The organism is Vibrio sp. vnigr-6D03, assembly GCF_002835515.1.
Classification (GTDB): Bacteria; Pseudomonadota; Gammaproteobacteria; order Enterobacterales; family Vibrionaceae; genus Vibrio; species Vibrio penaeicida.
Map to the genome: position 1 here is coordinate 204652 of NZ_PIZL01000026.1, position 21711 is coordinate 226362.

At 39.9% G+C, this 21711-nt stretch carries 18 protein-coding genes and 1 tRNA gene; 10 read left to right on the top strand and 9 right to left on the bottom strand.

From position 1 onward, the window contains the following. Positions 1 to 246: 246 nt before the first annotated feature. Together CW749_RS21525 and CW749_RS21530 are read left to right on the top strand one after the other, a co-directional pair. Positions 247 to 726: a hypothetical protein gene (locus CW749_RS21525; RefSeq protein ID WP_101114442.1), complete on the top strand. Its 480-nt coding sequence runs from the start codon at positions 247 to 249 to the stop codon at positions 724 to 726. Between the two features lie 79 nt (positions 727 to 805). Next, positions 806 to 1210 (top strand): PPC domain-containing DNA-binding protein, encoded by a 405-nt coding sequence (locus CW749_RS21530; RefSeq protein ID WP_101114443.1) that lies wholly within the window; start codon positions 806 to 808, stop codon positions 1208 to 1210. A 56-nt stretch (positions 1211 to 1266) separates the two neighbouring features. Here CW749_RS21530 and CW749_RS21535 read toward each other — a convergent pair whose 3' ends face one another. Both CW749_RS21535 and CW749_RS21540 read right to left on the bottom strand, forming a co-directional pair. Then, complete coding sequence (locus CW749_RS21535) at positions 1267 to 1959, bottom strand: RES family NAD+ phosphorylase (RefSeq protein ID WP_201797027.1); 693 nt, start codon at positions 1957 to 1959, stop codon at positions 1267 to 1269. Then, positions 1956 to 2375, bottom strand: coding sequence for an MbcA/ParS/Xre antitoxin family protein (locus tag CW749_RS21540; protein ID WP_101114445.1), 420 nt, complete (start codon positions 2373 to 2375; stop codon positions 1956 to 1958). Before CW749_RS21540 ends, CW749_RS21535 begins: the two co-directional genes overlap by 4 nt. A gap of 450 nt (positions 2376 to 2825) precedes the next feature. Here CW749_RS21540 and CW749_RS21550 point away from each other — a divergent pair, with 450 nt between their 5' ends. From CW749_RS21550 to CW749_RS21560, 3 genes are all read left to right on the top strand, one after another. Continuing rightward, complete coding sequence (locus CW749_RS21550; RefSeq protein WP_101114447.1) at positions 2826 to 4268, top strand: substrate-binding domain-containing protein; 1443 nt, start codon at positions 2826 to 2828, stop codon at positions 4266 to 4268. Positions 4269 to 4354: 86 nt separating this feature from the next. After that, complete coding sequence (locus tag CW749_RS21555; protein WP_101114448.1) at positions 4355 to 7033, top strand: ATP-binding protein; 2679 nt, start codon at positions 4355 to 4357, stop codon at positions 7031 to 7033. A 124-nt stretch (positions 7034 to 7157) separates the two neighbouring features. Then, positions 7158 to 8267 carry a hybrid sensor histidine kinase/response regulator gene (locus tag CW749_RS21560; RefSeq protein ID WP_101114449.1) on the top strand — a complete coding sequence of 370 codons (1110 nt, stop codon included), beginning with the start codon at positions 7158 to 7160 and terminating at the stop codon, positions 8265 to 8267. A gap of 265 nt (positions 8268 to 8532) precedes the next feature. On the opposite strand, the gene CW749_RS21565 is transcribed toward CW749_RS21560, so the two are convergent. Further along, a tRNA-Ser gene (locus CW749_RS21565) sits at positions 8533 to 8623 on the bottom strand. Positions 8624 to 8971: 348 nt separating this feature from the next. Between CW749_RS21565 and CW749_RS21570 the strand changes: the two genes are divergently transcribed. Beyond that, on the top strand, positions 8972 to 9658 hold the full coding sequence (locus CW749_RS21570; RefSeq protein ID WP_101114450.1) for a MaoC family dehydratase: 687 nt from the start codon (positions 8972 to 8974) through the stop codon (positions 9656 to 9658). 62 nt (positions 9659 to 9720) lie between these two features. Here the strand turns inward: CW749_RS21570 and CW749_RS21575 are convergent, their stop codons facing one another. Then, positions 9721 to 10539, bottom strand: coding sequence for a phosphate ABC transporter substrate-binding protein (locus CW749_RS21575; RefSeq protein ID WP_101114451.1), 819 nt, complete (start codon positions 10537 to 10539; stop codon positions 9721 to 9723). Positions 10540 to 10806: 267 nt separating this feature from the next. Between CW749_RS21575 and CW749_RS21580 the strand changes: the two genes are divergently transcribed. After that, on the top strand, positions 10807 to 11166 hold the full coding sequence (locus tag CW749_RS21580; RefSeq protein WP_101114452.1) for a DUF3024 domain-containing protein: 360 nt from the start codon (positions 10807 to 10809) through the stop codon (positions 11164 to 11166). A 63-nt stretch (positions 11167 to 11229) separates the two neighbouring features. On the opposite strand, the gene CW749_RS21585 is transcribed toward CW749_RS21580, so the two are convergent. Together CW749_RS21585 and rnb are read right to left on the bottom strand one after the other, a co-directional pair. Beyond that, on the bottom strand, positions 11230 to 12060 hold the full coding sequence (locus tag CW749_RS21585) for an AraC family transcriptional regulator (RefSeq protein WP_101114453.1): 831 nt from the start codon (positions 12058 to 12060) through the stop codon (positions 11230 to 11232). A gap of 245 nt (positions 12061 to 12305) precedes the next feature. Then, positions 12306 to 14276 carry an exoribonuclease II gene (gene rnb, locus CW749_RS21590; protein ID WP_101114454.1) on the bottom strand — a complete coding sequence of 657 codons (1971 nt, stop codon included), beginning with the start codon at positions 14274 to 14276 and terminating at the stop codon, positions 12306 to 12308. A gap of 380 nt (positions 14277 to 14656) precedes the next feature. Here rnb and CW749_RS21595 point away from each other — a divergent pair, with 380 nt between their 5' ends. Further along, positions 14657 to 16567, top strand: a complete 1911-nt coding sequence (locus CW749_RS21595) for a DEAD/DEAH box helicase (protein ID WP_101114455.1) — start codon at positions 14657 to 14659, stop codon at positions 16565 to 16567. 106 nt (positions 16568 to 16673) lie between these two features. Here CW749_RS21595 and CW749_RS21600 read toward each other — a convergent pair whose 3' ends face one another. Further along, on the bottom strand, positions 16674 to 17330 hold the full coding sequence (locus tag CW749_RS21600) for a glutathione S-transferase family protein (protein ID WP_101114456.1): 657 nt from the start codon (positions 17328 to 17330) through the stop codon (positions 16674 to 16676). A gap of 157 nt (positions 17331 to 17487) precedes the next feature. Between CW749_RS21600 and CW749_RS21605 the strand changes: the two genes are divergently transcribed. Further along, complete coding sequence (locus tag CW749_RS21605; protein WP_101114457.1) at positions 17488 to 18336, top strand: LysR family transcriptional regulator; 849 nt, start codon at positions 17488 to 17490, stop codon at positions 18334 to 18336. 41 nt (positions 18337 to 18377) lie between these two features. Here the strand turns inward: CW749_RS21605 and CW749_RS28265 are convergent, their stop codons facing one another. Next, positions 18378 to 20015 (bottom strand): methyl-accepting chemotaxis protein, encoded by a 1638-nt coding sequence (locus tag CW749_RS28265; protein ID WP_180958467.1) that lies wholly within the window; start codon positions 20013 to 20015, stop codon positions 18378 to 18380. Positions 20016 to 20723: 708 nt separating this feature from the next. Between CW749_RS28265 and CW749_RS21615 the strand changes: the two genes are divergently transcribed. After that, the gene (locus tag CW749_RS21615; protein ID WP_101114459.1) at positions 20724 to 20915 is read left to right on the top strand and encodes a hypothetical protein; all 192 of its coding nucleotides are present in this window, start codon (positions 20724 to 20726) and stop codon (positions 20913 to 20915) included. Between the two features lie 68 nt (positions 20916 to 20983). Here the strand turns inward: CW749_RS21615 and CW749_RS21620 are convergent, their stop codons facing one another. After that, positions 20984 to 21541: a PhnA domain-containing protein gene (locus tag CW749_RS21620; protein WP_101114460.1), complete on the bottom strand. Its 558-nt coding sequence runs from the start codon at positions 21539 to 21541 to the stop codon at positions 20984 to 20986. Between the last annotated feature and the right edge of the window lie 170 nt (positions 21542 to 21711).

Below are 21711 nucleotides of genomic sequence, written 5' to 3' on the forward strand. Positions count from 1 at the left end.
TAAGAAGCTACCTCCTTTATGCATGACGAGGTGGTTTTTCTTAAGCGCTGCAAAATCCCTTTCTATTTCTATTATTAAAACTCTTACCATCTGAATTTCATAGCATTTTTAAATCATCCTCAAGTAAAAACGTTCAGGGAAAACACTGTGTATGCGTGTCCGTAAAAAAGATCAGATTTAGGTTGTCTCATATAATAACGATACTGTATATTTAAACAGTATCTAGTGGTTTACTAAGGAATTAGCATGATTGGATCAAAATTCGGCAAAGACAGCTTGATTTATCGCCATTTCTACGAGGTCGTCAGTGTAGCGGTAGGCATTTCATTGTTTGGCTATACAATGGTCCTTACAGAAATGCTCAATGGCTCATCACTTAACTTTTTACTTGCTGTTGCATTATTTGTAATTTGGGCATTTATCTTTGCAATACAGTTTTTGGCTAATCGACGTGTCTTGAGTACCATGGTGTGGTTAGACGATTTCATCTATTTAGTGTGCCGCTCTTTAATTTTGTCGGTTGCTTTATATCTATTTACTCTGGTCATGACTCTATCACTCACTCTGTATGGCAGTTTCGAATCGAATTTAGAGAAGCAAATGTTACCCTTGCTTATGGCTACATGTCTGTTAGTTGTTTCTTTAATCGGGATGAAATTTACCTTTCGAAAGCCTCGCCTGTACTCCAAATCGAGATTTGACCATATGCTAAGAGCAATGAAATAGGATGGCCTAAATTTATACCTAGCAACGCGAACTGGATTGGGTATAAGCTTCCTTTTTCACTAAAAGATTATGAGTTTCTATGAATCAAATTATCCCTCTCGCATTTCGATTTCAAAAAGGGGCGGACTTAAAAGGTGCCATTGAGTCTGTCGTGATAGAAAAGGGTATTCAAGCTGGTTCTATTGCGTCGTGTGTTGGAAGTTTGTCTAGCTTGCATATACGGCTGGCAGGCGCTCAAGAATATTTAAGGTTGGAAGAACCTTTGGAAATAGTCTCTATTATGGGGACGCTAACTCACTCCCATCAACACATACACATTTCTGTTGCAAACCGAAAAGGAGAGGTGTTTGGTGGGCATTTGATGCCTGGTTCAATCATTGATACTACTGCAGAGCTGATTGTTCATAGCTACAGTAATTTGGTTTTCACACGTGAGCCCGACAAGAACACCGGTTTCACTGAACTTGTAATAAAAATAAACTAGCCAAAACAACCAGTATTTAGAGCGATACTGTGTGTAATATTCAGCTTCAATCGAATTTAATCTCCGCAGGGAGAGACTTTCTCAAACTTTATGATTTTTCCATCGCTATAGAATGATTCAAAGTGCGCCGTTTGTACCACCCTTTGGATGAATTTTGGAGAAAACAGTGCGAAGCAAATCTGTTCACTTTTTACCGATCTCACAGAGTAGTACTGAAGTCCTTCTTTGCCGATTTGCTTTAGCTCTCTAGCTAACTGCTGGCTGGCTCCGTAATTATTGGGATCGTAGATCGGGTTATCTAAGCTTACGGCTGTCAGGTCATGCAAGTTTGCGGAAAATAAACACTCTAATCCGCGGTAGGTAATCACATCAAAAGGGCAATTATCGATATTGTTCATGTAACGAACTTGATGGTAGGAGACTTCTTCTATTGCGGTTTCGACTTCTTGAGCACAGTAAAAAGCACCAAATTGACCGTCGTTAAATCTACCACCATCACGACCTAGATGCACAAACGGCGCGAGAGCATAGCTGCAACCAGAAATCCCAAAAGGTATGTCGTTTAATGCGACTAGAGATAGGTTACCTACTTCGTTCTGTATTCGGGGGTTAGTCAGTTCTTGAATGGCGTATAATGCCGCGAATTCATCCTCACTAGCTACGTCATCAAATAAAGTAATTGGAGGGTATTTAGAAGGAATGAGGCGATACGCGATTTGGTCTTTGAGTGATTTTACGGAGTTATTCATTGCCATTGACCGCCTCGAAGCGCATTAATTCGGTGGTATACGTCGTACAAAGAGCCGAAGTTACCTCCCTCGATAATTTCAATAGGGGAGCGACCATTAAAGAACTGATTGTTGTTTTTACGTGTCATGAACCCATAGACAAGCTCTGGGTTTGTAAAAACGGTTCTCAGCACACCATGAATATTCAGAATAAGACTAATTCGTTCTAAAAGATCATTACTTATACTTAGAGAACTTGGGTTAGCTTTGGCTTTAAAAAACTGGCTTTTCTTGAGACCAAGAATCTGCATCATCTGGTTATTAGTCAAAGACCACTTTTCCAAAATACTCAATGCAGCTTTTAAGCCTGTTGAGCGGACTTCTTTATCTTCTGTAGATAAGCCGTTCGCAAATACAGCGTTAGTTGAATGAACCATAAACCCACCTTAACTGTCCTAGTTCAACACTTAAACTCAGTCCAAAAATATACCATTAGTACATAAATGTCCAATTTTAGACTTTTGTGATGGGAGAAAAGGTACGCTTGTAGCAACAAGAAAAAAATCGCTGCAATAAAAGCGTCTCGTTTCAGTTTGAAACGTCCACTCCATTCCTCCAAACGAACGTAAATGGCTGGGTATGATTGTCTGAATAAACGCTCGAACATTGATGTGAAAATAAATTGCTTTTGACTCGGGTATTCGATGGTTGGAGTTTTAAAGAAACCTAAACTATCTTTTAAATGTGCGTTTCCTCCATAGCTACTTAGACAGAAAAACCTGCCAGAGAGAGGTCTCCGCATTTATATATTTCATTCAGTCTTAGCATGAATAATTAAAAAAACAAGGCTGATTTTCTAAATTTAAAAGCGGCAATTAGGTAAGAAAATGTGGAATTTTAGAGCAAGGTTACTGGTGACATTTTTTGTAATATTAATTATAAGTCCTCTGAGTACGAACGCCGAAGAAAAACAGAAAACGGTCGCCATAATAACCGTTGATTTTCAATCGAATACGATGCTCCGCTTCGGTAATTCTTTTTCCTTAAGAGCCAAGGAATATGGTTGGAATGTAATTAAAGCCGAAATTTTCGGAGACTATAGCAAAGCCGATGATTACTTTGATGATTTTGTCGACCGTGAAGTAGATGCGATTTTTAATGATATGCTCGACCCTAACCTTATTGAATCTGCACTTTTGAAAGCAAAAAATGCCGGTATTCCGGTAATAAATGGGGATGCAGGATTCCACAAGGACGTAGTAACAAATATAACTTCAAATAATTACTTTTTATCAGCCCGAATCACCAAATTTTTGTTTGATAAAATGCTCGTCGATGGCAAAAAGGAATTGCTTGCTGTTACTTGGTTAGATCATCACGGTATTAGAAAAAGAACGGACATAATGGAAGCGATATTGGCGGAGTATCCTGATATCAAATTGGTAAAAATGCACCACACGAGCATTCCCGGGCAAGTGCAGGACTCAAGAAGTTTTGTGTCGGACTATCTTAAAAACAATCCTGATTTCGACGGAGCGGTATGGGCAGCATGGGATGAACCCGCAGCAGGAGCAACACAAGCCATATTAAATGCAAAGAAAGGGAACAGCGTTTACACCACAGGTATTGATGGAAACAAATGGACATTTGACATGATCAGGCAAAGGCCTTCTTTTCTGGCTACAGAATCTCAGAATTTTGAGATGATGGGAAGACAGGTGGCAGACTGCATGAATGATATCTTCAACAAAGACAACGAATCCGAGAAAATTTATTGCGGTGATGTCGTGCCTTATAACTTGTACGTACCCACAATACTTGCCACTAAAAACAACCTTCCGCAAATAGGTAAGTTTCCATGGAGTGAAACAGGCGAGTTTTCCGACCAGTATGTCCAATCCTCATCTTGGCCGACGATGGAAGGGAATTGGGGAACAGAAACAAATGATGGGGAAACACTGAATGATTACACCCTCTCAGCGCTAATTACACCATTGCTGTTTGATAAAATGACAAAAAACGATAAGACGGATTTATTGGTTATTACATCAGAAGACAATGTAGCGTCTAGAAGAAGAACAAGGATTATGGATGGTGTGTTAAAAACCTACAGCAATCTTGACCTTATGGGGCGAAGCCAAGTGACTATTTCAGAAAAATCGGTGCAAGAAGCACAAACATCAGTAGAAGAATTTTTGAAGAAAAACCCTGACTTTGAGGGGGCAATCTGGTCTTCAGTGGATGTGTTGAATGAAGGTGCTGTAAAGGCGATTGCATACCTGGGTAAAGAAGACCGTATATACACGCTGCTTGATGTTGGAAAATTTTGATATGTATTACGGTTACAATGAGATGCGTAAGTAAATATACGCATCTTTTTCATTTGCATAGTTCCACTAACTAAGCAGAATATAAAATGATAAAAAATTCCAATTTATTCAATAGTATTCGCAGCAAACTTGGAATCCCTCTTTTAATCGTATTCATTATTATTAGCACCATTTTAGGTGTGTTTAATTATTACCAGTCAGAAAAAGAACTAGAAAGACAAGTTGAAGAGAAAATGGATGCAACCTTAACTCGAATGTCGTTGGGGTTAGGGAAGTTACTCTATAACATTTATAGTGATCAGGTATATCAAATCATTATATCTGAAATGAATGATAAAGAGTTTCATTCAATCCTTATTAAAGATTCAACCAATACCTACGTAACACATGGTCAAACCAGAGATGAAAACTGGGAACTGGTCGGTTTAAACGAAGACTTTCAGGACATCAACGAAAATCTCTATTATAGAGAAGAAAATATCCTATTTAATTCAGTGGGTTCAGGTAACTCTGCTGATGATGAAGTAATTGGGGTAGCAAAAGTCTATATTACAAGGGATTTTCTAAGAGAAAAATTAACTGATTTAATAATAAATACCATAGTAGAAAGCGTTGTGCTGTTTGCGGTGCTATACACTGCTATTTATATGATTCTTATGATTGTTGTCATCAATCCGTTACAAAAACTTAAAGTGTCTTCAGACGAGTTAGCCAAGGGGAACTTATCTTGCGACATAGAAAAGGAAAGAAAGGATGAAATTGGAAGTTTAGCCAATAGCTTTGCGATCATGCGAGATTCGATTCGTAAGAAAATATCCGATTTAAATACCTTAAACACAACGGGAGAAGAGCTTTCTGAAATTATTTCGATAGATAACCGTGAGCAATCGGAAATTTATATATTAACCATTATTAAAAACGTTCTTATGGGCTACCTACGGCTCGACTCTTGTGAGATTTATCTATGGAATGATGCAAGACAGCAGGCTTACAAAGGTTCTGATGAAGTTCATAGCATTGACGACTTACTATTAAAATCAATCAATCAAAAACAAACAGAATTCGCAGAGAACAATTCGGATTTGAGATGCTGCATACCCATGATTCATGAACAGAAGGTCATCGCCATCTTCGATACAAGAGGAAAGGTTGGAAATGTGCAGCGTCAGTACGTCGGAAATGAATTTGTTTCGACCCTTTTTAGAATGGGGGTTACTGCGATTTTAAGAATGACAATGCTGGCCGATATTAAACGGCTAAACCAAGATTTGGAAATGCGTGTAAAAGAGCGGACTGAAGAACTTTCGGTGGCACAGTTGCAGTCTGAAGACGCCCGCAAAAAAGCGGAAATTTCCAAAGACGAAGCAGAACGGGCTAATCAGGCGAAAAGTCAGTTTCTATCTAACATGTCACATGAGTTGAGAACACCATTAAACGCTGTGTTGGGTTTTTCTGAAATGCTAAAGTCGCAGATGCACGATACTAAAAGCATTGGCTATTTAACAGCAATCAGCAGTGCTGGTAACACGTTGCTTGCCTTGATCAATTCCGTTCTCGATCTTGCTAAAATTGAATCGGGCAAGATGGAGCTGGAACATAACCCCACTTCGCTTAAGCAACTCTTGAATGAGCTATACAGCTTTTTCTACAAGCAAGCTAGTGAGCGAGATATCCTTTTTGAAATCCAATCCAGTGACGACTTAGAAGGTTGTGTATTACTTGATACATTGAAACTCAAACAAGTATTGATAAACCTTTGTAGCAATGCCGTGAAATTTACACGCGATGGTAGCGTCAAAGTTAGCATTAGGACAACGCCTTCAAGTATTGATAGAAAGGTCGATATCTACATCGATGTTATCGATACAGGGAAAGGCATTCCAAAATCACAGCAGCAGCGTATATTTCATGCTTTTGAACAAATGTCAGGTCAAAAAAGCTCTGAATACGGTGGTACAGGCCTCGGGTTAGCTATTACTTTAGAAATTGTCCATTTAATGGGGGGGGAGATCAATGTCTCGAGTGAAGGGGAAAATATGGGTTCCCGTTTTAGCATTATGATACCCGATGTAGAGAAGTGTGATACACAACTACCTGACATGATTAATGAAAGTCTTCAAGTTTCCTTCGAAAAAATCGAGTTTGAACCCGCGAAAATAATGATCGTCGATGATATCCCATACAACAGAAGCCTTATATCGAGTTATTTGTCCGATTGGTCTTTCGACATAATGGAAGCTGAAAATGGGCAAGACGCATTAGAAAAAATACATGCTTTTAAGCCAGATTTAGTTCTTACAGATTTAAAAATGCCTGTTATCGATGGGCAAGAGCTATGCGTTAAACTCAGAGAGGATTTGGGACCTAATTGTATGCCGTTAGTGATGGTTACCGCCTCTGCAATGGTCGACGAACAACAAGAATTACTCAAAGTATGTAACGATCTACTGACTAAACCTTTGGCAAAGCAAACATTAATTAAAAGCTTGATTAACTATTTAGAACATTCAGTTATTGAAACAAAATCAAATGATGATGAAGTAACAGATGAAACAGAACCTCGAGAAATTAATTTAAAATCACTATCTCCGGAGCAACACAACTCGCTAATTGAGCTGATTGAGATGGGGGATACAAAAAGTGCGATAAAGCTATGCGAAAAAATGCCAGCTGAGTTTAGTAATGAGTCACAGTGGATAATAGAAATGCTAGAAAATTTTGAATTGGCTAATATTTTGGCAAAATTAAAGGCTAAAGATAAGTGACAGAATGAAGGTGCTGTATTAACAATAATTTTAAATGTTAGAAAGCACTAGGAGTTGTAGCTAATGAATTTAAGTATATGAATAATTTCGTGTTGTATTTTCGCAAAAAGCGGGGGAAGTTAAAATGAAGGACATTATGATAGTAGACGATACACCTGCTAATCTAAAACTCCTAGAATCAATTTTGACTGGCGAAGGCTATAACATTAGAGTGGCTATAAATGGTGAAATGGCCATAAAAAGCATTGCTAATAATGTCCCGGACTTGGTTTTGATGGATATTAACATGCCGGGGATTAGTGGGATTGAAGCGTGTAGACAGTTAAAATTGACCCCTGAGTTATGTGACGTTCCTGTTGTTTTTATTAGTGCCAATTCGGATACCAATTCAATTGAGGAAGCATTCTCAGCGGGAGGGCACGACTATATAACTAAGCCATTCAGAGCTAAAGAAGTTCTCATTCGCGTTAAAAGCGTACTATCAATATTAGAAGCACAAAAAGAGAAATACCGCGCACAACTTTTTTCTACCATGATTAATATCATAATGGGGGTTGCACATGAAATGAATACGCCTATTGGAGTATGCGTTACCTCAAGTAGTCATCTTCTAGATCAAACGAATAGGATGAATGGGAAACTAGAATCAAATAAACTTACACGCGATGATATAATAAGTTGGATTGAACAGGAAGAAAGTATATCTCAACTGATTACTACAAATCTTAATAAATTAAATCAATTAATAACAGCTTTTAAAACATTGCCAGTACATGATCTACCCGATATAGAAAAAGTAAACCTGCAAGATCTAATTTGTGATATTAGTAAGTCAAAAGAGAAAGAACTTGAAGAGAATAATGTTACGCTGAATCTGGTTTGCAATGATATTGCTGTTTCAACAAAGAAGAAACTTATTATCAAACTATTCGATAAGTTAATTGAAAACTCTCTCGATCATGCATTCATTGAGGGGGGTAATAAGGCGATTGACATTAACCTAGAAAAAAATGGTAAGGAAATTGTTATTACATATAAAGATAATGGTGTCGGGATGGAGTTTAATGACTTAGGAAAGATTTTTGACCCATTCTTCACAACCAAGAGAATAGATAAACACTTAGGATTTAGTGCAACTATTATTTATATGACTGTAATATGGGGGCTAGAAGGAAGTATTCAGGTGAAATCGGATGATGGACTAAAATATAATATAAGAATACCGACTAACTGATGTGAACATAAGATAATTAAGCCATCTGGCATAAGCACTAACTCACCCGATTTCTTCTCGCTTCGTTAACCTCTACAGAAAACCAAACTAAGAGTAATTTCCTCATTTTAGTCTTGTCTAATGTTTACGTAATAACTAGAAGATCGAACAGAGACTAAACTTCGAGGCTGTGCCTAGTAAGTGAAAAGAGGCGTTTCTGTTTTTCGAAACTTTCTAAGATTAAAATGCAAAAAGGGCGCTGTGAAAACAGCGCCCTTTTTTAATGTGGCGGAGAGATAGGGATTTGAACCCTAGATACGCTATTAACGTATGCCGGTTTTCAAGACCGGTGCTTTCAACCACTCAGCCATCTCTCCGTTGCGGTGCAAATACTATGTAAATGCTCGATCCTTGTAAAGGAATAAATTAAGTTTTTAAAACGTTTGGCGGTATTTTGAACGATATGGTGACTTCGTACTCATTGACATTGTATTGAGTTGATAAAAGAGAGTATTTGATAGCGAAATGTTAAAAATATAATCAATTCCCCCTTTGGCATAAGGGGATAATAAAATATTGTTTTATTGTTTATCTTTATGTTTTTTAAGGATATATACTGTTTCAGACAACACTTGTTCGCCCGAAAGTATTTGCCACTTTTACTAATCTCATTCAAAATTACTATTAAGAACTCTTATGAGAGTTGTTGTGTAGTAAGGTAAAATATGAAAGTTGTTGATATTCTCAAACACAAAAGTGAGTCACTGGCTAAGAAGCATCATTTCGAGTTTCGTGAATTGATGTCTCCGATGCTGCGTGAATACTGGAGTGATATTGTTAATAGAGCGCACGCGCAACATCTTTTTCCATGGGTTAAAGATCACAGTACACCTGCAGTTAATGAAGAGTCTCCACAAGTAGACAAAACGCTTATTCCAATGTCGGAAGAGGCGGAAAAGTTGTATCTCGAATTACAGAATCAATTAAATGAAGAGATTCATGTTGGTGATTGGGCTACGATCGACCAAGAGCGTATTAACGCGTTTGGCTTAGTAACGGAAGATATGCAGTGGATACACACCGATCCAGAGCGTGCTTCTCAAGAGTCACCGTTCAAAACACCAGTTGCGCACGGTTTTCTTACATTGTCGATGCTCTCTAAGCTCACAGACAGTGTTGACCCCGAGAACCCACAGTTTCCTGCAGCAAAAATGACGGTTAACATTGGGTTGAATCATGTTCGTTTCCCATATCCAGTGAAAGCCGGAAATCGCATTCGTGCTAGAAGTAAGCTTCTTAAAGTTACTCCAGTTTCTAAAGGCATAGAAATTGAGCGTGAAATTAAAGTGGAAATTGAAGGTATTCGCCGACCTGGGTGTGTCGTTGTGTCGGTAATTCGATTAGTAATATAGTCGTTAATTAACGTAAAAAGGCTGCCAAGTGGCAGCCTTTTTATATTTTTGGGTGTTATTTATTAATCAGAGGAGTGAATTCCGGTGTAGCCGTAGTCCTCAATAAACGTCTGACCTTTTTCCGACAAAACATAGTTTATGAACAACTTTCCTTGTTCTGTAATCGTTTCTTTATCGTGAAACAATAGAAATGGTCGCGACAGTTCATATTTATTATTTGCGATGTTTTGACTTGTTGGTGTTACATTTTCAAAAGATATCGCCTTCACAGAGCGGTCAACTGAGCCTAGTGAGATAAAACCAATCGCTTGAGGGTTATGGTTCACTATCGTTTTCACCATGCTGTTGCTGTTTACGACTAGGTTTTCAGCGTTAATATTGGACACTAAGCGGTTATTGACGACTTTAGTTAGCCCAAGCAAGCTTTCAAAACTGTAACGAGTCCCAGATGAGGTTTCTCTTGTCACGACAGCGATAGTTCGATCTTCGCCTCCAAGCTGTTGCCAGTTACTCACTTTCCCTAAATAAATATCCGTCAGCTGCTTACGCGATAAATTTTTTATTGTGTTAGCGCGGTTAACAACGACAGCTAATCCGTCGAATGCGATGGGGTAGACAGCCAGTGACTCGTCGAATTCTGCATCCGTCAAATAGCGTGAGCTCATTCCAATTTCAGCTACGCCTTTCTTTACCAAAGTTATTCCAGCGGTTGAGCCTATTCCTTGAATAGCGACAAACGTATCAGGGTGCTCTGAATTGTATTTTTCTGCGACCACATCCATGATGCGGCTCATGGATGTCGAGCCAGTAACATTGATTTCATTGGCATGTATAGAAAAAGCGAACAAGGAAAGTAAAGCGGCAAACGCAACGCGAAACATAGATTACTCCATATAGTGGATATTATTTCGAGCCATCATATGTCGTAACAATGACACTTTTGTGAATCCGCTTTTTACAAGCAGCATCGATATAACTCTACTGATATTTGATTCACTTAAGTCCATTTTTTGAGGGTACTTAATCCTGAAAGAACAGATATGGAGTCAGTCTTAGGCGAGTAATTGATGAAAATATTCGCTCAATAAAGGATAAAACTGAGAAGTGGGTTTATAGTTATTGTGGGGTAAAGGAAGGAGGATAGATCCATGTTGGTATGTGATATTGACCGCCAACGCCTCGATAAGCTGGCGAGCAAACTGTGCGAACACAGAAACCAAGGCTTGCCCATTGAGCATGGAAAAGCGCATTTTGAGGTTCTAGAATCGGGGGTATTGTTTACTAAATCCTTTTTTAAATTGGATTCAGGGCACCCAGATTATTCAAAAGATGTAGCAAAAGTAGAATTCGACCCAGATGAACACACTTGGCAATTATTCGTCAATAAGCGTCAGAAGGAATCGTTGTCGAAAGTGTGGCACCCACATCCGGTGGTGCCACATAGTAGAGATTTGTCACAAGTGTTTTCGGTGATCGAATCAGACCAAGAGAATTGTATTTGGTACTGATTCCTCATTAAAAGCAAATTGGCGAATTTATCTCATTTCAATGCGCCGCTATGAGAACTAGGTTCACATAGTGGCGTGTCTGAGCTCCTCACGGTTCCAGTTAATGCGAGAGCGGAATTCTTTAGGCGTCATACCTTGAATGCTCTTAAACGCAGTACTGAAGTGTGCAGCGCTTTTAAAGCCGCTTTGGAAAGCGATTTCACAAATAGACTCGTGAGAAGCACGCAGTTGGTTCGCTGCGTAGTTTATACGCTTTTCCTTCAATAGGTGCGAAAACGAGAGCTCTTCTGCAGACAAACGTCGCTTAAGTGTCGCCGGAGACATACCTAGTGTGCGAGAAACGCTTTCAAGCGAGATTTCGCTTCGAATATTTTTTTCAATGTGTTGAATAACTCGCTGGCTAACTTTTAGCTCAAATGAGTTGTGAATCAAGCGTCTAAGGCTTGGGTTCACTTTTAGCATCTCGCTCACAAGTGCTCTAGCAAGAAACTCCGCTGTTTCGTTTGGTCCTTTTGCTTTTTCCAGAATACCGATAAGCAAATCTTGGATGGATTGCGCGACGACATCATCAGAATCGAATTTAACAAAGGAATTCTCTTGCTTACCGAAGACGTAATCTTCAGTGCCAGCTTTGATGCTTTGTAAAATTGAAGTATCCAAATGGATAGCTGTTGCATTAATTGCGTTATTCTCAAGATCTGTCTTTACATCAGTCAGCAGTGAGATATCCAATAAAGTAAATTCTCCACTGCTTAACTTTCCAATAACGCCATCGGGAAATTTGAATGAAGCGCTGCCTTCAATCACCATAAAAATGACTGGATTGGCGGCGTGATATCTATCACGATCTCGTTGTTGGAAATTGCTGAACTTTTGTAGGGTTACATTCGCCATAGCACTTCTCTGTTTTTGTTTCTTCCGTAACTTAATTATTTCTATTGAGTTTTTGAAATCAAGGAAAGTTGAGCTGAATTATGACTGATGCCAATTAATGAGACAACTAGAAGTTTGTTAACGTAAGTAATTGATAAGGCGTTGCTTTAACTGAAATGCGCATTTTATTTAATGAAAACAAAAAGAGCTCTCCTTTCTTAGAGAGCTCTTAAGTGATTATTTTTTATATAAACTTTGAGAAGTGTTTAGTTTGTTCCAAAAACTTTAGTTGGTTTCGCGACAAGGTTACGATTTTCAAGGTTGACATCGATCAAGATAATTTCAAGCACATCACCTAGTTGCCACTCAACAGACTTATCGATGATGACTTGACCGAGTTCACTGTTACATTCTATGCGTTCTTTATTATCTAAAATTTGTGAGCTCGGTATAAAAGCAGACGCACCATTTTCCAAAATACGGATACGAGCGCCAGCTCTATTTACGTCGAATATCTCACCTTGGAAACAGGTTTTGTTCTTAGGCGCATCTATCAATGTACGTGCATATAACCAATCACCGACATTGCGTTCTGCAATTTTATGATGCTTGCGATGAAGCGCTAATTCTTCACCAACTTGATCATCGGGCTTTTGTACTGGTTCCTTATCAAGGATGAGTGCTTTTAGCATACGGTGGTTAATCATGTCACCGTATTTACGAATAGGTGAAGTCCACGTTGCGTAAATATCCAAACCCATGGCGTAGTGCGCTTCAGGTTGGTTCCCCATTTCACTATATGCTTGGTATTTTCGGATGCGATTATCTAAATACGACGTATCCTTGTTACTCAACCAACGACGGATTTTGCTGAATCCTTCTAGTGATTTCGCCTCTTCAGAGGTAAATGGTTCAGCGTTGTCGGTGTTGATAAGCTCTAACGCTTCAGCCAATTTGTCTTCTTTGAAACCAGCGTGTGTATTGAATACACCCGTACCAAAACGGTCTTTAAGCGCTTTACCCGCACAAATATTTGCGGTGATCATCGACTCTTCAACTAAGCGATTAGCGGTACGGCGTGAATCAGCGTGTATTGCGATTACGTCGTTGTCTTCACTTAATTCAAACCGATAGTCTGGGCGGTCAGGAAAAACAACAGCATTTTTTTCACGCCAATCTGCACGTGCTAGTGCAAACTCGTGCAAATCTTTTACTACTTCAGCAATAGCGTCGCTCGGATTCCAGTTGTCAGAAGTACCTGTTTCTAACCAATCTGAAACGTGGTCGTAGACTAAGCGGGCATGCGATTTGATGTTAGCAGCAAAGAATCGAATATCGTCGCCGATAACGCCATCTTTATCGACTGTGACGGAGCAGCAAAGGGCAGGGCGGATTTCGTCTTCCAAGAGAGAACAAAGTTCATCGGCTAAATCTCGTGGCAACATTGGAATGTTTCTGCCAGGCATGTAAATCGTGAATCCACGGTCTCTAGCGACTTTATCCATTTCATCGTCTGGTGTGATGTAGGCTGTTGGGTCAGCTATTGCAATCGTGAGGTCAAAACCACCGTTGTCGTCTTTCTTAGCATATAACGCATCGTCCATATCTTTCGTTGATTCACCATCAATCGTAACGAAAGGAACGTTTGTCATGTCGACGCGTTCAAGATCAGCGTCGTCTTTAAGTTCCCAATTTTCGATGCCATCCGGTTCACTGTTTGGCAAGTCGTTTTGGGCTAGAGTTACCCACCAAGGTGCTATCTTGTCGTTCGCGTCGGTGATTTTTTTTGAAATTTCGGCAAAGAAACCGTTTTCGCCATTAAGAGGATGGCGTGTCAAATGAGCCACTACCCAATCACCTTCATTTAAGGTTTCAGGGTTTAACCCTTTCTTGGCTTTTGCTTTTAAAGAGAGTTTTTTAAGTTGGGGATGGTCTGGGGTCACGTTTAAGCGACCTTTGAACATTTTAATTCTGCCGATAAAGCGAGTTAAAGACTGCTCTATCAGTTTATCTGGTTCTGCTACTTCTTTTTCATTCTCTGTTCGGATGATGGCTTCCACTTTGTCCCCATGCATACACTTTTTCATGTAAGGAGGTGGGATAAAGAAAGAAGTCTTACTATCTACTTCTAAAAATCCAAAGCCTTTGTCTGTCGCTTTAATTGTCCCTTCTTTAGTTGGAAGGTTTTCTTTTATTTGCTGCTTTAATTGAGCTAGTAACGGGTTATCTTGAAACATCTTTATTGGTCGCTGTTAATTATCCGCTTCACTATATAGTCTGAATTTCCGCATTGCTAGATAAAGTAGAAATTTTCCCCTGATTTAGTGGGGTTGAAAGCTTTATAAAGTCGGGGGTCGAAGATGCAAAAGTGTGCAATATGTCCATTTGATGACCCAAAAAAGAGGAAAACAATGAAAAATGTGATGAATTTCAATTTTTTCTGGCATTTCTTGTGCTTTTCAGGCAGAATCCGTCTCCCTTAATGATGTCCCTAGCGGCTTGATGCGTTTTATTACTTATCCGCATCTGAACGGAGTCAGTATACCTTCTGGATTGGTATTGGAATTGGTAGAGCACGTGGGACCGTTTGTTTTTGTTTTAATATAGTGGGATCCCAATGCAAGATTCTGTAATTCAGTTTAGTGAATTAGCACTTAATGACGCCATTCTTTCTTCACTTGAAGGTATGGGGTTCGTTTCTCCAACTCCAATTCAAGCAGCAGCTATTCCTCATCTTCTTGAAGGAAAAGATGCTCTAGGTAAAGCGCAGACAGGTACGGGTAAAACTGCAGCTTTCTCTCTTCCTCTTCTTAATAAGCTTGACTTAAACCAGCGTAAGCCACAGGCAATTGTTCTTGCCCCAACTCGTGAGCTTGCGATTCAGGTAGCGGCTGAAATGAAGAACCTAGGTCAAAACATTAAAGGACTTAAAGTTCTTGAGATTTACGGTGGTGCATCCATCGTTGATCAGATGCGTGCACTTAAGTCAGGTGCGCACATTGTTGTCGGTACTCCTGGTCGAGTTCAAGATTTGATCAACCGCGATCGTCTACACCTAGATGAAGTCCACACGTTCGTTCTTGATGAAGCGGATGAAATGTTAAACATGGGCTTTGTTGATGATGTAACTTGGATCATGGAACAAGCGCCAGAAACAGCGCAGCGCGTACTGTTTTCTGCGACTATGCCTCCGATGCTTAAAAACATTGTAGAGCGCTTCCTTCGTAACCCTGAGCACATTGATGTAGCAGGTAAGAACCACACCGTTGATAAAGTAGAACAACAATTCTGGGTTGTTAAAGGTGTTGAAAAAGACGAAGCAATGTCTCGCCTTCTTGAAACAGAAGAAACTGACGCTTCAATTGTCTTTGTTCGTACTCGTCAAGATACTGAGCGTTTGGCTGATTGGTTGTCTGCGCGTGGCTTTAAAGCAGCTGCTTTACACGGCGATATTCCTCAGTCTCAGCGTGAACGTACTGTTGATCACATCAAACAAGGTGTTATTGACATCTTAGTTGCAACAGACGTTGTTGCACGTGGTCTTGATGTTCCACGCATCACTCACGTATTTAACTACGATATCCCATTCGATGTAGAGTCATACATCCACCGCATCGGTCGTACTGGTCGTGCTGGACGTAAAGGTAAGGCGATTCTTCTTGTTCGCACTAACCAAATCCGTATGCTTCGCACTATTGAGCGAGTGACTAAGTCATCTATGGAAGAAATCCAACTTCCTATTCGCGACAAAGTAGCAGAAGCGCGTTTGGTTAAACTTGGTAATGAACTTGCTGCTGAAAAAGAGCACAAAGCATTAGACAAGTTCGGCGACTTGATTGAAAAACTTCAAGAGTCTCTAGAAATCGATGCTGCAACACTTGCAGCGATTCTTCTTAAGCGCCAACAGGGCAAACGCCCACTGTTCTACATTGGTGAAGATCCAATGATTGAAGCGATTGAGCGCGATAAGAAACGTCGTAAAGAGCGCCGTGAAGGTGGTCGCGATGGTGCACGTGGTTACGGCAATAACAACCAAGACTGGGATACTTACCAGCTTCAGGTTGGTCGTGAGCAAGGCGTACAAGTTAAAGATATCGTTGGCGCTCTAGCAAACGAGTTAGGTTTGACTAAAGGTTCTATCGGTGCAATCAAACTTGCACAAGGTCATACCTTCGTACAGCTTCCTAAAGCAATGACTTCTGAAGTGGCTGGTAAACTACGCAAACTGCGTATTCGCCAGAAAGAAGTTGGTGCCGTTGTGTGTGACTTTGATGATTTCCGCGAATCTCGTGGTCGTCGTGAAGGCGGGCGTCGTGAAGGTCACCGTGGTAGCGGCGGCTATCGCGGAAACCGTGAAGGCGGTCAAGGTCGTGGAAATCGCGAGGGTGGTCGCGGAAACCGAGAAGGTGGCCAAGGTCGTGGAAACCGTGAAGGCGGCGAGCGTCGCTTCGATCGTAACCGAGGTGGTGATCACCGCGGAAGCCATCGTGGCGAAAGAGCACCTCGCACACGTAGCGTAGAAGCGTAAAATAGAAGAAAGCAGGTCCTTGGACCTGCTTTTTTAATATTCAATTGGTGAGATTTACGGCTTAATTCTATTGCTCAGCCGGAATTACATTTATTACCCTATATCGTTAAAGCACCGACGTTCCAGCTTCATCCTTGTTAACGATCTCTTCTTCTTTTAGCGCGCCTTCTATCCATTCTTTTGTCGCATCACAGTTCATAACATACTCTTGATAAGCCTGAGCCTCTGGTGATAGCTCAATACCGTATGTTTGAAATCTAAGTGCGACGGGCGCATACATAGCGTCGGTAATACTCCAGCGTCCAAACAACCAACCTCCTTTATCTCCAAAGGCTCTAAATTGTTCAGACCATATTTGATCTATTCTAGCTATGTCGGCTTTGGCTTCTTGCGAAAGGTTAATACTTCTTCTCGCTCGAATATTCATTGGCATTTCATTCCTTAATGCCACAAAACCTGAATGCATTTCTGATGCGAGTGACCTTGCTTTCGCTTTTTGTGCTGTGTCATCAGGCCAAGCTGTACCTGACATATAAGAATCATTGATGTATTCACAGATAGCGAGAGAATCCCAAACCGTTAGGTCACCATCAACTAAGGTAGGTACTTTTTGTGCAGGGCTGAATTTTTTTATCTCTGTATAGAATTCAGGTGTATCAAGTTGAATTAGATTCTCTTCGAATTTAACCTCTGATTTATATAGTATTAGCCATGCGCGTAGCGACCAGGTTGAGTAATTTTTATTTCCAATAACTAACAGCATTCGCATTTCCTTGTGGATGAAGTTCATTTAAAGTTAATGAAAAGTAGCGAACGAAACTAATTCGTAGTTTTTATAGATTGTATTCGAATAATGAATGGGTGATTTGAGCATTACTCATAAGAGAATATGTGCAGAGTCGTACTAAATAGGATGAGATATGGACATTGAGGCACTGCGAAGCTTTTTAGCATTTGTCGATACCGGTAGTTTCACGAGAGCGGCAAAACAGACATTCAAAACCCAATCGGCAATCAGCATGCAAATGAAAAAGCTTGAAAGTGAACTTGATAAGCCTTTGTTTGTTAAAGAGGGGAGGAACTTAGCGTTAACCGGTGACGGTCAGAGGTTAGCTCTATATGCACGAAATATCCTCCAGTTACACGATGAAACGGTTAGCGAAATAAAGAACCAGCAAACTCAAACTGTAATTCGCTTGGGTTGCCCAGACGACTATGCAGATTCCATTTTACCGAACTTAGTGAGTTTACTGCATGAGGAGTTTGACAGTTTAGACTTACAAATCACTTGTGCTCCAAGTAACCGTGTGCGGATCATGCTTGATAGTGGGCGGCTTGATGTTGGTATTGTTACTAGGCTACCTAACAGTGAAGAAGGGTATCTAATTTCCAATGATATTGGAATCTGGTTCATTGGAGACAACGAGAAAATATTGGAACAAAAACCCTTACCACTGGCTCTATTTCAAAAAGACTGTAAGTTTTATCACGCGGCGACAGAAGGACTTATAAAGCTCGATATTCCATTCCAAATAATATCCAGTTGTGGAAGCGCGGTGGCACAAAGAAGTATCGTCAGAAGGGGGCTAGCGTTGGGAGTAATGGCATCTAAAAGCATAGGCGAGGGCGTTAATAAGTTAGAATTACCTTGGTTACCCAAACTACCGAATATTGATATTGTTTTGGTTACGTCCTCCATTGCACGAAACAAGTTCCCGCAAGATCTTGCAAGGCGTCTGAGCGACAAATATCAAACTTTACATCAATAAAAAAGGGAGCGAGTGCTCCCTTTAGATAGAATAAGTAAAATCTACACCTTAAACGCGTTCACTAGCCCATTTAAACGCTGTGCCATAACGCTAAGCTGCTCACTGGATTGAGACGTATGACTGGTTCCAATTTCCGTCTGTTCAGCGACCTCGGAAATACTGGATATGCTGTTTCCAATACTGAGTATTTGATGTCGCTGATCTTCTGCTGAGTTCGCGATGTCGGTAGACATTTCAGCCAGTGTTTTAATTGACGCTTGTACGCTAGTTAAGGCATCACCACAGTTTGTCGCTTTTTCTATCCCTAGCTCTGCTTTATGTTGGCAGTTCTCTAACGAGTTGACAGTGTGCTGTACGCCCATTTGCAGGTCAGAGATAATACGCTGGATATTTCCGGTAGACTCTTGTGTACGTTGGGCGAGCGTTCTAACTTCATCAGCGACAACGGCAAACCCACGACCTTGTTCACCAGCTCTTGCAGCTTCTATGGCGGCATTCAGCGCCAATAGGTTTGTTTGTTCTGCAATTTGCTTAATGACATCAAGAATGTCGCCAATTTCGTTGGAGGATGCTTCCAAGTTTTCCGCTATTTTTACGGTAGCTTGTACTTCTTCCGCAACGCCTTGAATGACATCGAGGTTTTCGTGAACGCTTCGGGTACCACTTGCAATAGTATCGGTCGACTCCCTGGTCGTGAGTAATGCGACTTCTACCTTTTCTGAAACTAAATCTGCTGAGAGAGTAAGTTGCTCTACTCGGTTAGCCACTGCAAGTGTCTGCTCTTTTTGATCTCGAATACCCGATTGGATTTGATGCGTCACACTCGATAGCTCTTCAGCCTGAGAGGCTAATGAATCCGTGTTTCCATGGATATTTACCACGACATCACGAAGATTCGTATTCATCTTATTGAAGGCAGTTGCCATTGTGGCTAGCTCATCTTTGCCTTTGTTTTTCATAACAATAGACAAGTCTTTGTCATCGGCAATAAGAGACATGGTTCGGGTAAGTTTATTTAATGGTTTTAATATATTTTGAGCAATTAGGCTTGAGAAAATGACAAGAGCAACAACAAAAATAAACGTATGGATTAACGTCGTTACTAATTCATCTTCGAATGCTTGTTCAACATCGGTAAAATATACACCTGTTCCTAACACCCAATTCCACTGATTGGACTTTGCAACGAAGGACACTTTCTTTTCTAATTCGCTGCTACCCGGCTTTGGCCAGTCGTAAGCAACAAAACCACTGCCTTCTGTACGAGCAGTATCGACAAATTGTCGAAACGCCTTTGAGATATATGCAGTGTTGTGTCTGACCATATTCTTGCCGTTTAACTCTGGCTTAATTGGGTGTGTGACCATTACACCGTCTATATCATTAAGCCAAAAATAGCCGCTACTTCCATATCGCTTTGTATTGATCAGATCTATCGCTCTGGTTTGACCTTCTTCCAATGAAAGCTTTCCCTGAATGACGAGTTTTTCAATTTGATTAACTTGGCTAATACCGCTCTGAACCAAAGATTCAGCAGCTTGCTTTCTTTCGTTAATCATCTGATCTTTTAGGTTCAATGCGGAAAATATCTTTGCGCCAAAAATTATGAGACTAGCTACAATGATAATCAGCTGTATTTTTGCTGACACATTAAGTCGATTTAATAGGCGGTTAAGCATGCGTACTCCATTGATTGCACATCGAAACATTTTTAAAAATGGGCGTTGATTTTATTCTGTTATCGAATAAAAGAAATACGTAATTAACTCATAATGTTATCTACTATAAGCTTACTATGTTAAGTGTTTGAAACAACGTACGTTTATTTTAGATGCTCTGTGTAACAGTATGTAACGGCAATGTTGGTTTGAGCTTTTTATTAAATTGAGTTCTCTAGCACATAAAGGTCTTTAATAAATAGTTAAGTAAAACTAAATATTATATTTTAGATGGTTAGCACATAAGAAAGTAATCGAATGAAAAATATAAGAACAGTAACAATAATGAGGTTATGAGCTTTATATATAAATAAAGTTGCACATGTTGTGTTTAATCCTGTTGAGTAATAGGCAAGATAGATAAGAAGTGCGATGAAATAAATGTTGGGAATGTATATCTAATGATAACTCCAATTAAATGAAAAATATCCATGTTCTCTATTTGTAAATTCTAAAAATGCTCGTGAATATATATTCTAAGAAAGTGCCAATTTAAAAGACTTATTTGAATAAAAAGTCACTATAAGTAGTTTACTTAAAAAGCTTATGTTAAGGAGTTGTTTCATTAGAAAATCTAATCTGAAATTCTAATAAAAGTCATTTTTTGAATTTTTGGAATACGAATATTATCTGAGCCATCGAGAAAACAGAATAATTTGTGAGGCAATCATGGCACAGGTAATGCACATTGAAACAGTAGCTGCTCCAGGGTCTATGGAATCAAAGACCTATGCGTTAAATATCAAAGGATTGATTGCTCATTTGTTGGATATCTTGTTCGTAGAAAGCAAAGTAGAACCAAAGCACAATGTTGGTCAACTTTCATCTTACCTACAACGCGATATCGGACTTTATCGCTAACACTTTTTCACAAGTAAAAATGCCAGCTTATTTAGCTGGCATTTTTTATGGCAAATACAAACTTACTATCATTTTTTACGGCAGTATTCGGCAATGATAAACATGGCCTGACCATTTGCTTTGCCCTGAATATGTTTAGGGTCATCGGTTAACCCAATACCACGAACGACAGTACCTTGTTTAATGACTTGGCTAGAACCTTTAATTGGTAGGTCCTTTATAACTGTTACGACGTCACCTTTTTTGAGTTCCACACCATTAACGTCACGTGGCTTTTCTGCGTCGTCGTCCATTCCTATCTCTGCCCACTTCGCCACGTCATCTTCTAAGTAAATCATGTCTAGTGCATCTTGTGCCCAGCTTTTTGCTGATAAACGCTTTAACTGACGCCAAGCCGTAACTTGCACTGGAGCAACAGGGCTCCACATGCTGTCGTTCAAGCAACGCCAGTGGTTGATATTTTTTGGCTCTTCAATTTCGTTTAAGCATGTTCCGCAAAGCATGATGGCATGGTCAACAGTTACCATGGAATGTGGGGCAACAATATAAGGCTGCAGAGGCGCTTGAGATGCACACAATTCGCACTGTGAACCACAACGCTCTATCAGAGTAGATTCAGTAGACATTAAGGTCTTACCTTTGTAGGAATAAGTGGAGTGTATTATGCATTTTATCCTTACGATTAAAAGGGCATTGATGCTATTAATATCCCGATATTTCTATTTCTTACGTCAATCTTTCTTTTCATATTTAATAGGTATAAAAAAAGAGCCCGAAGGCTAATGCCGATCAGTTA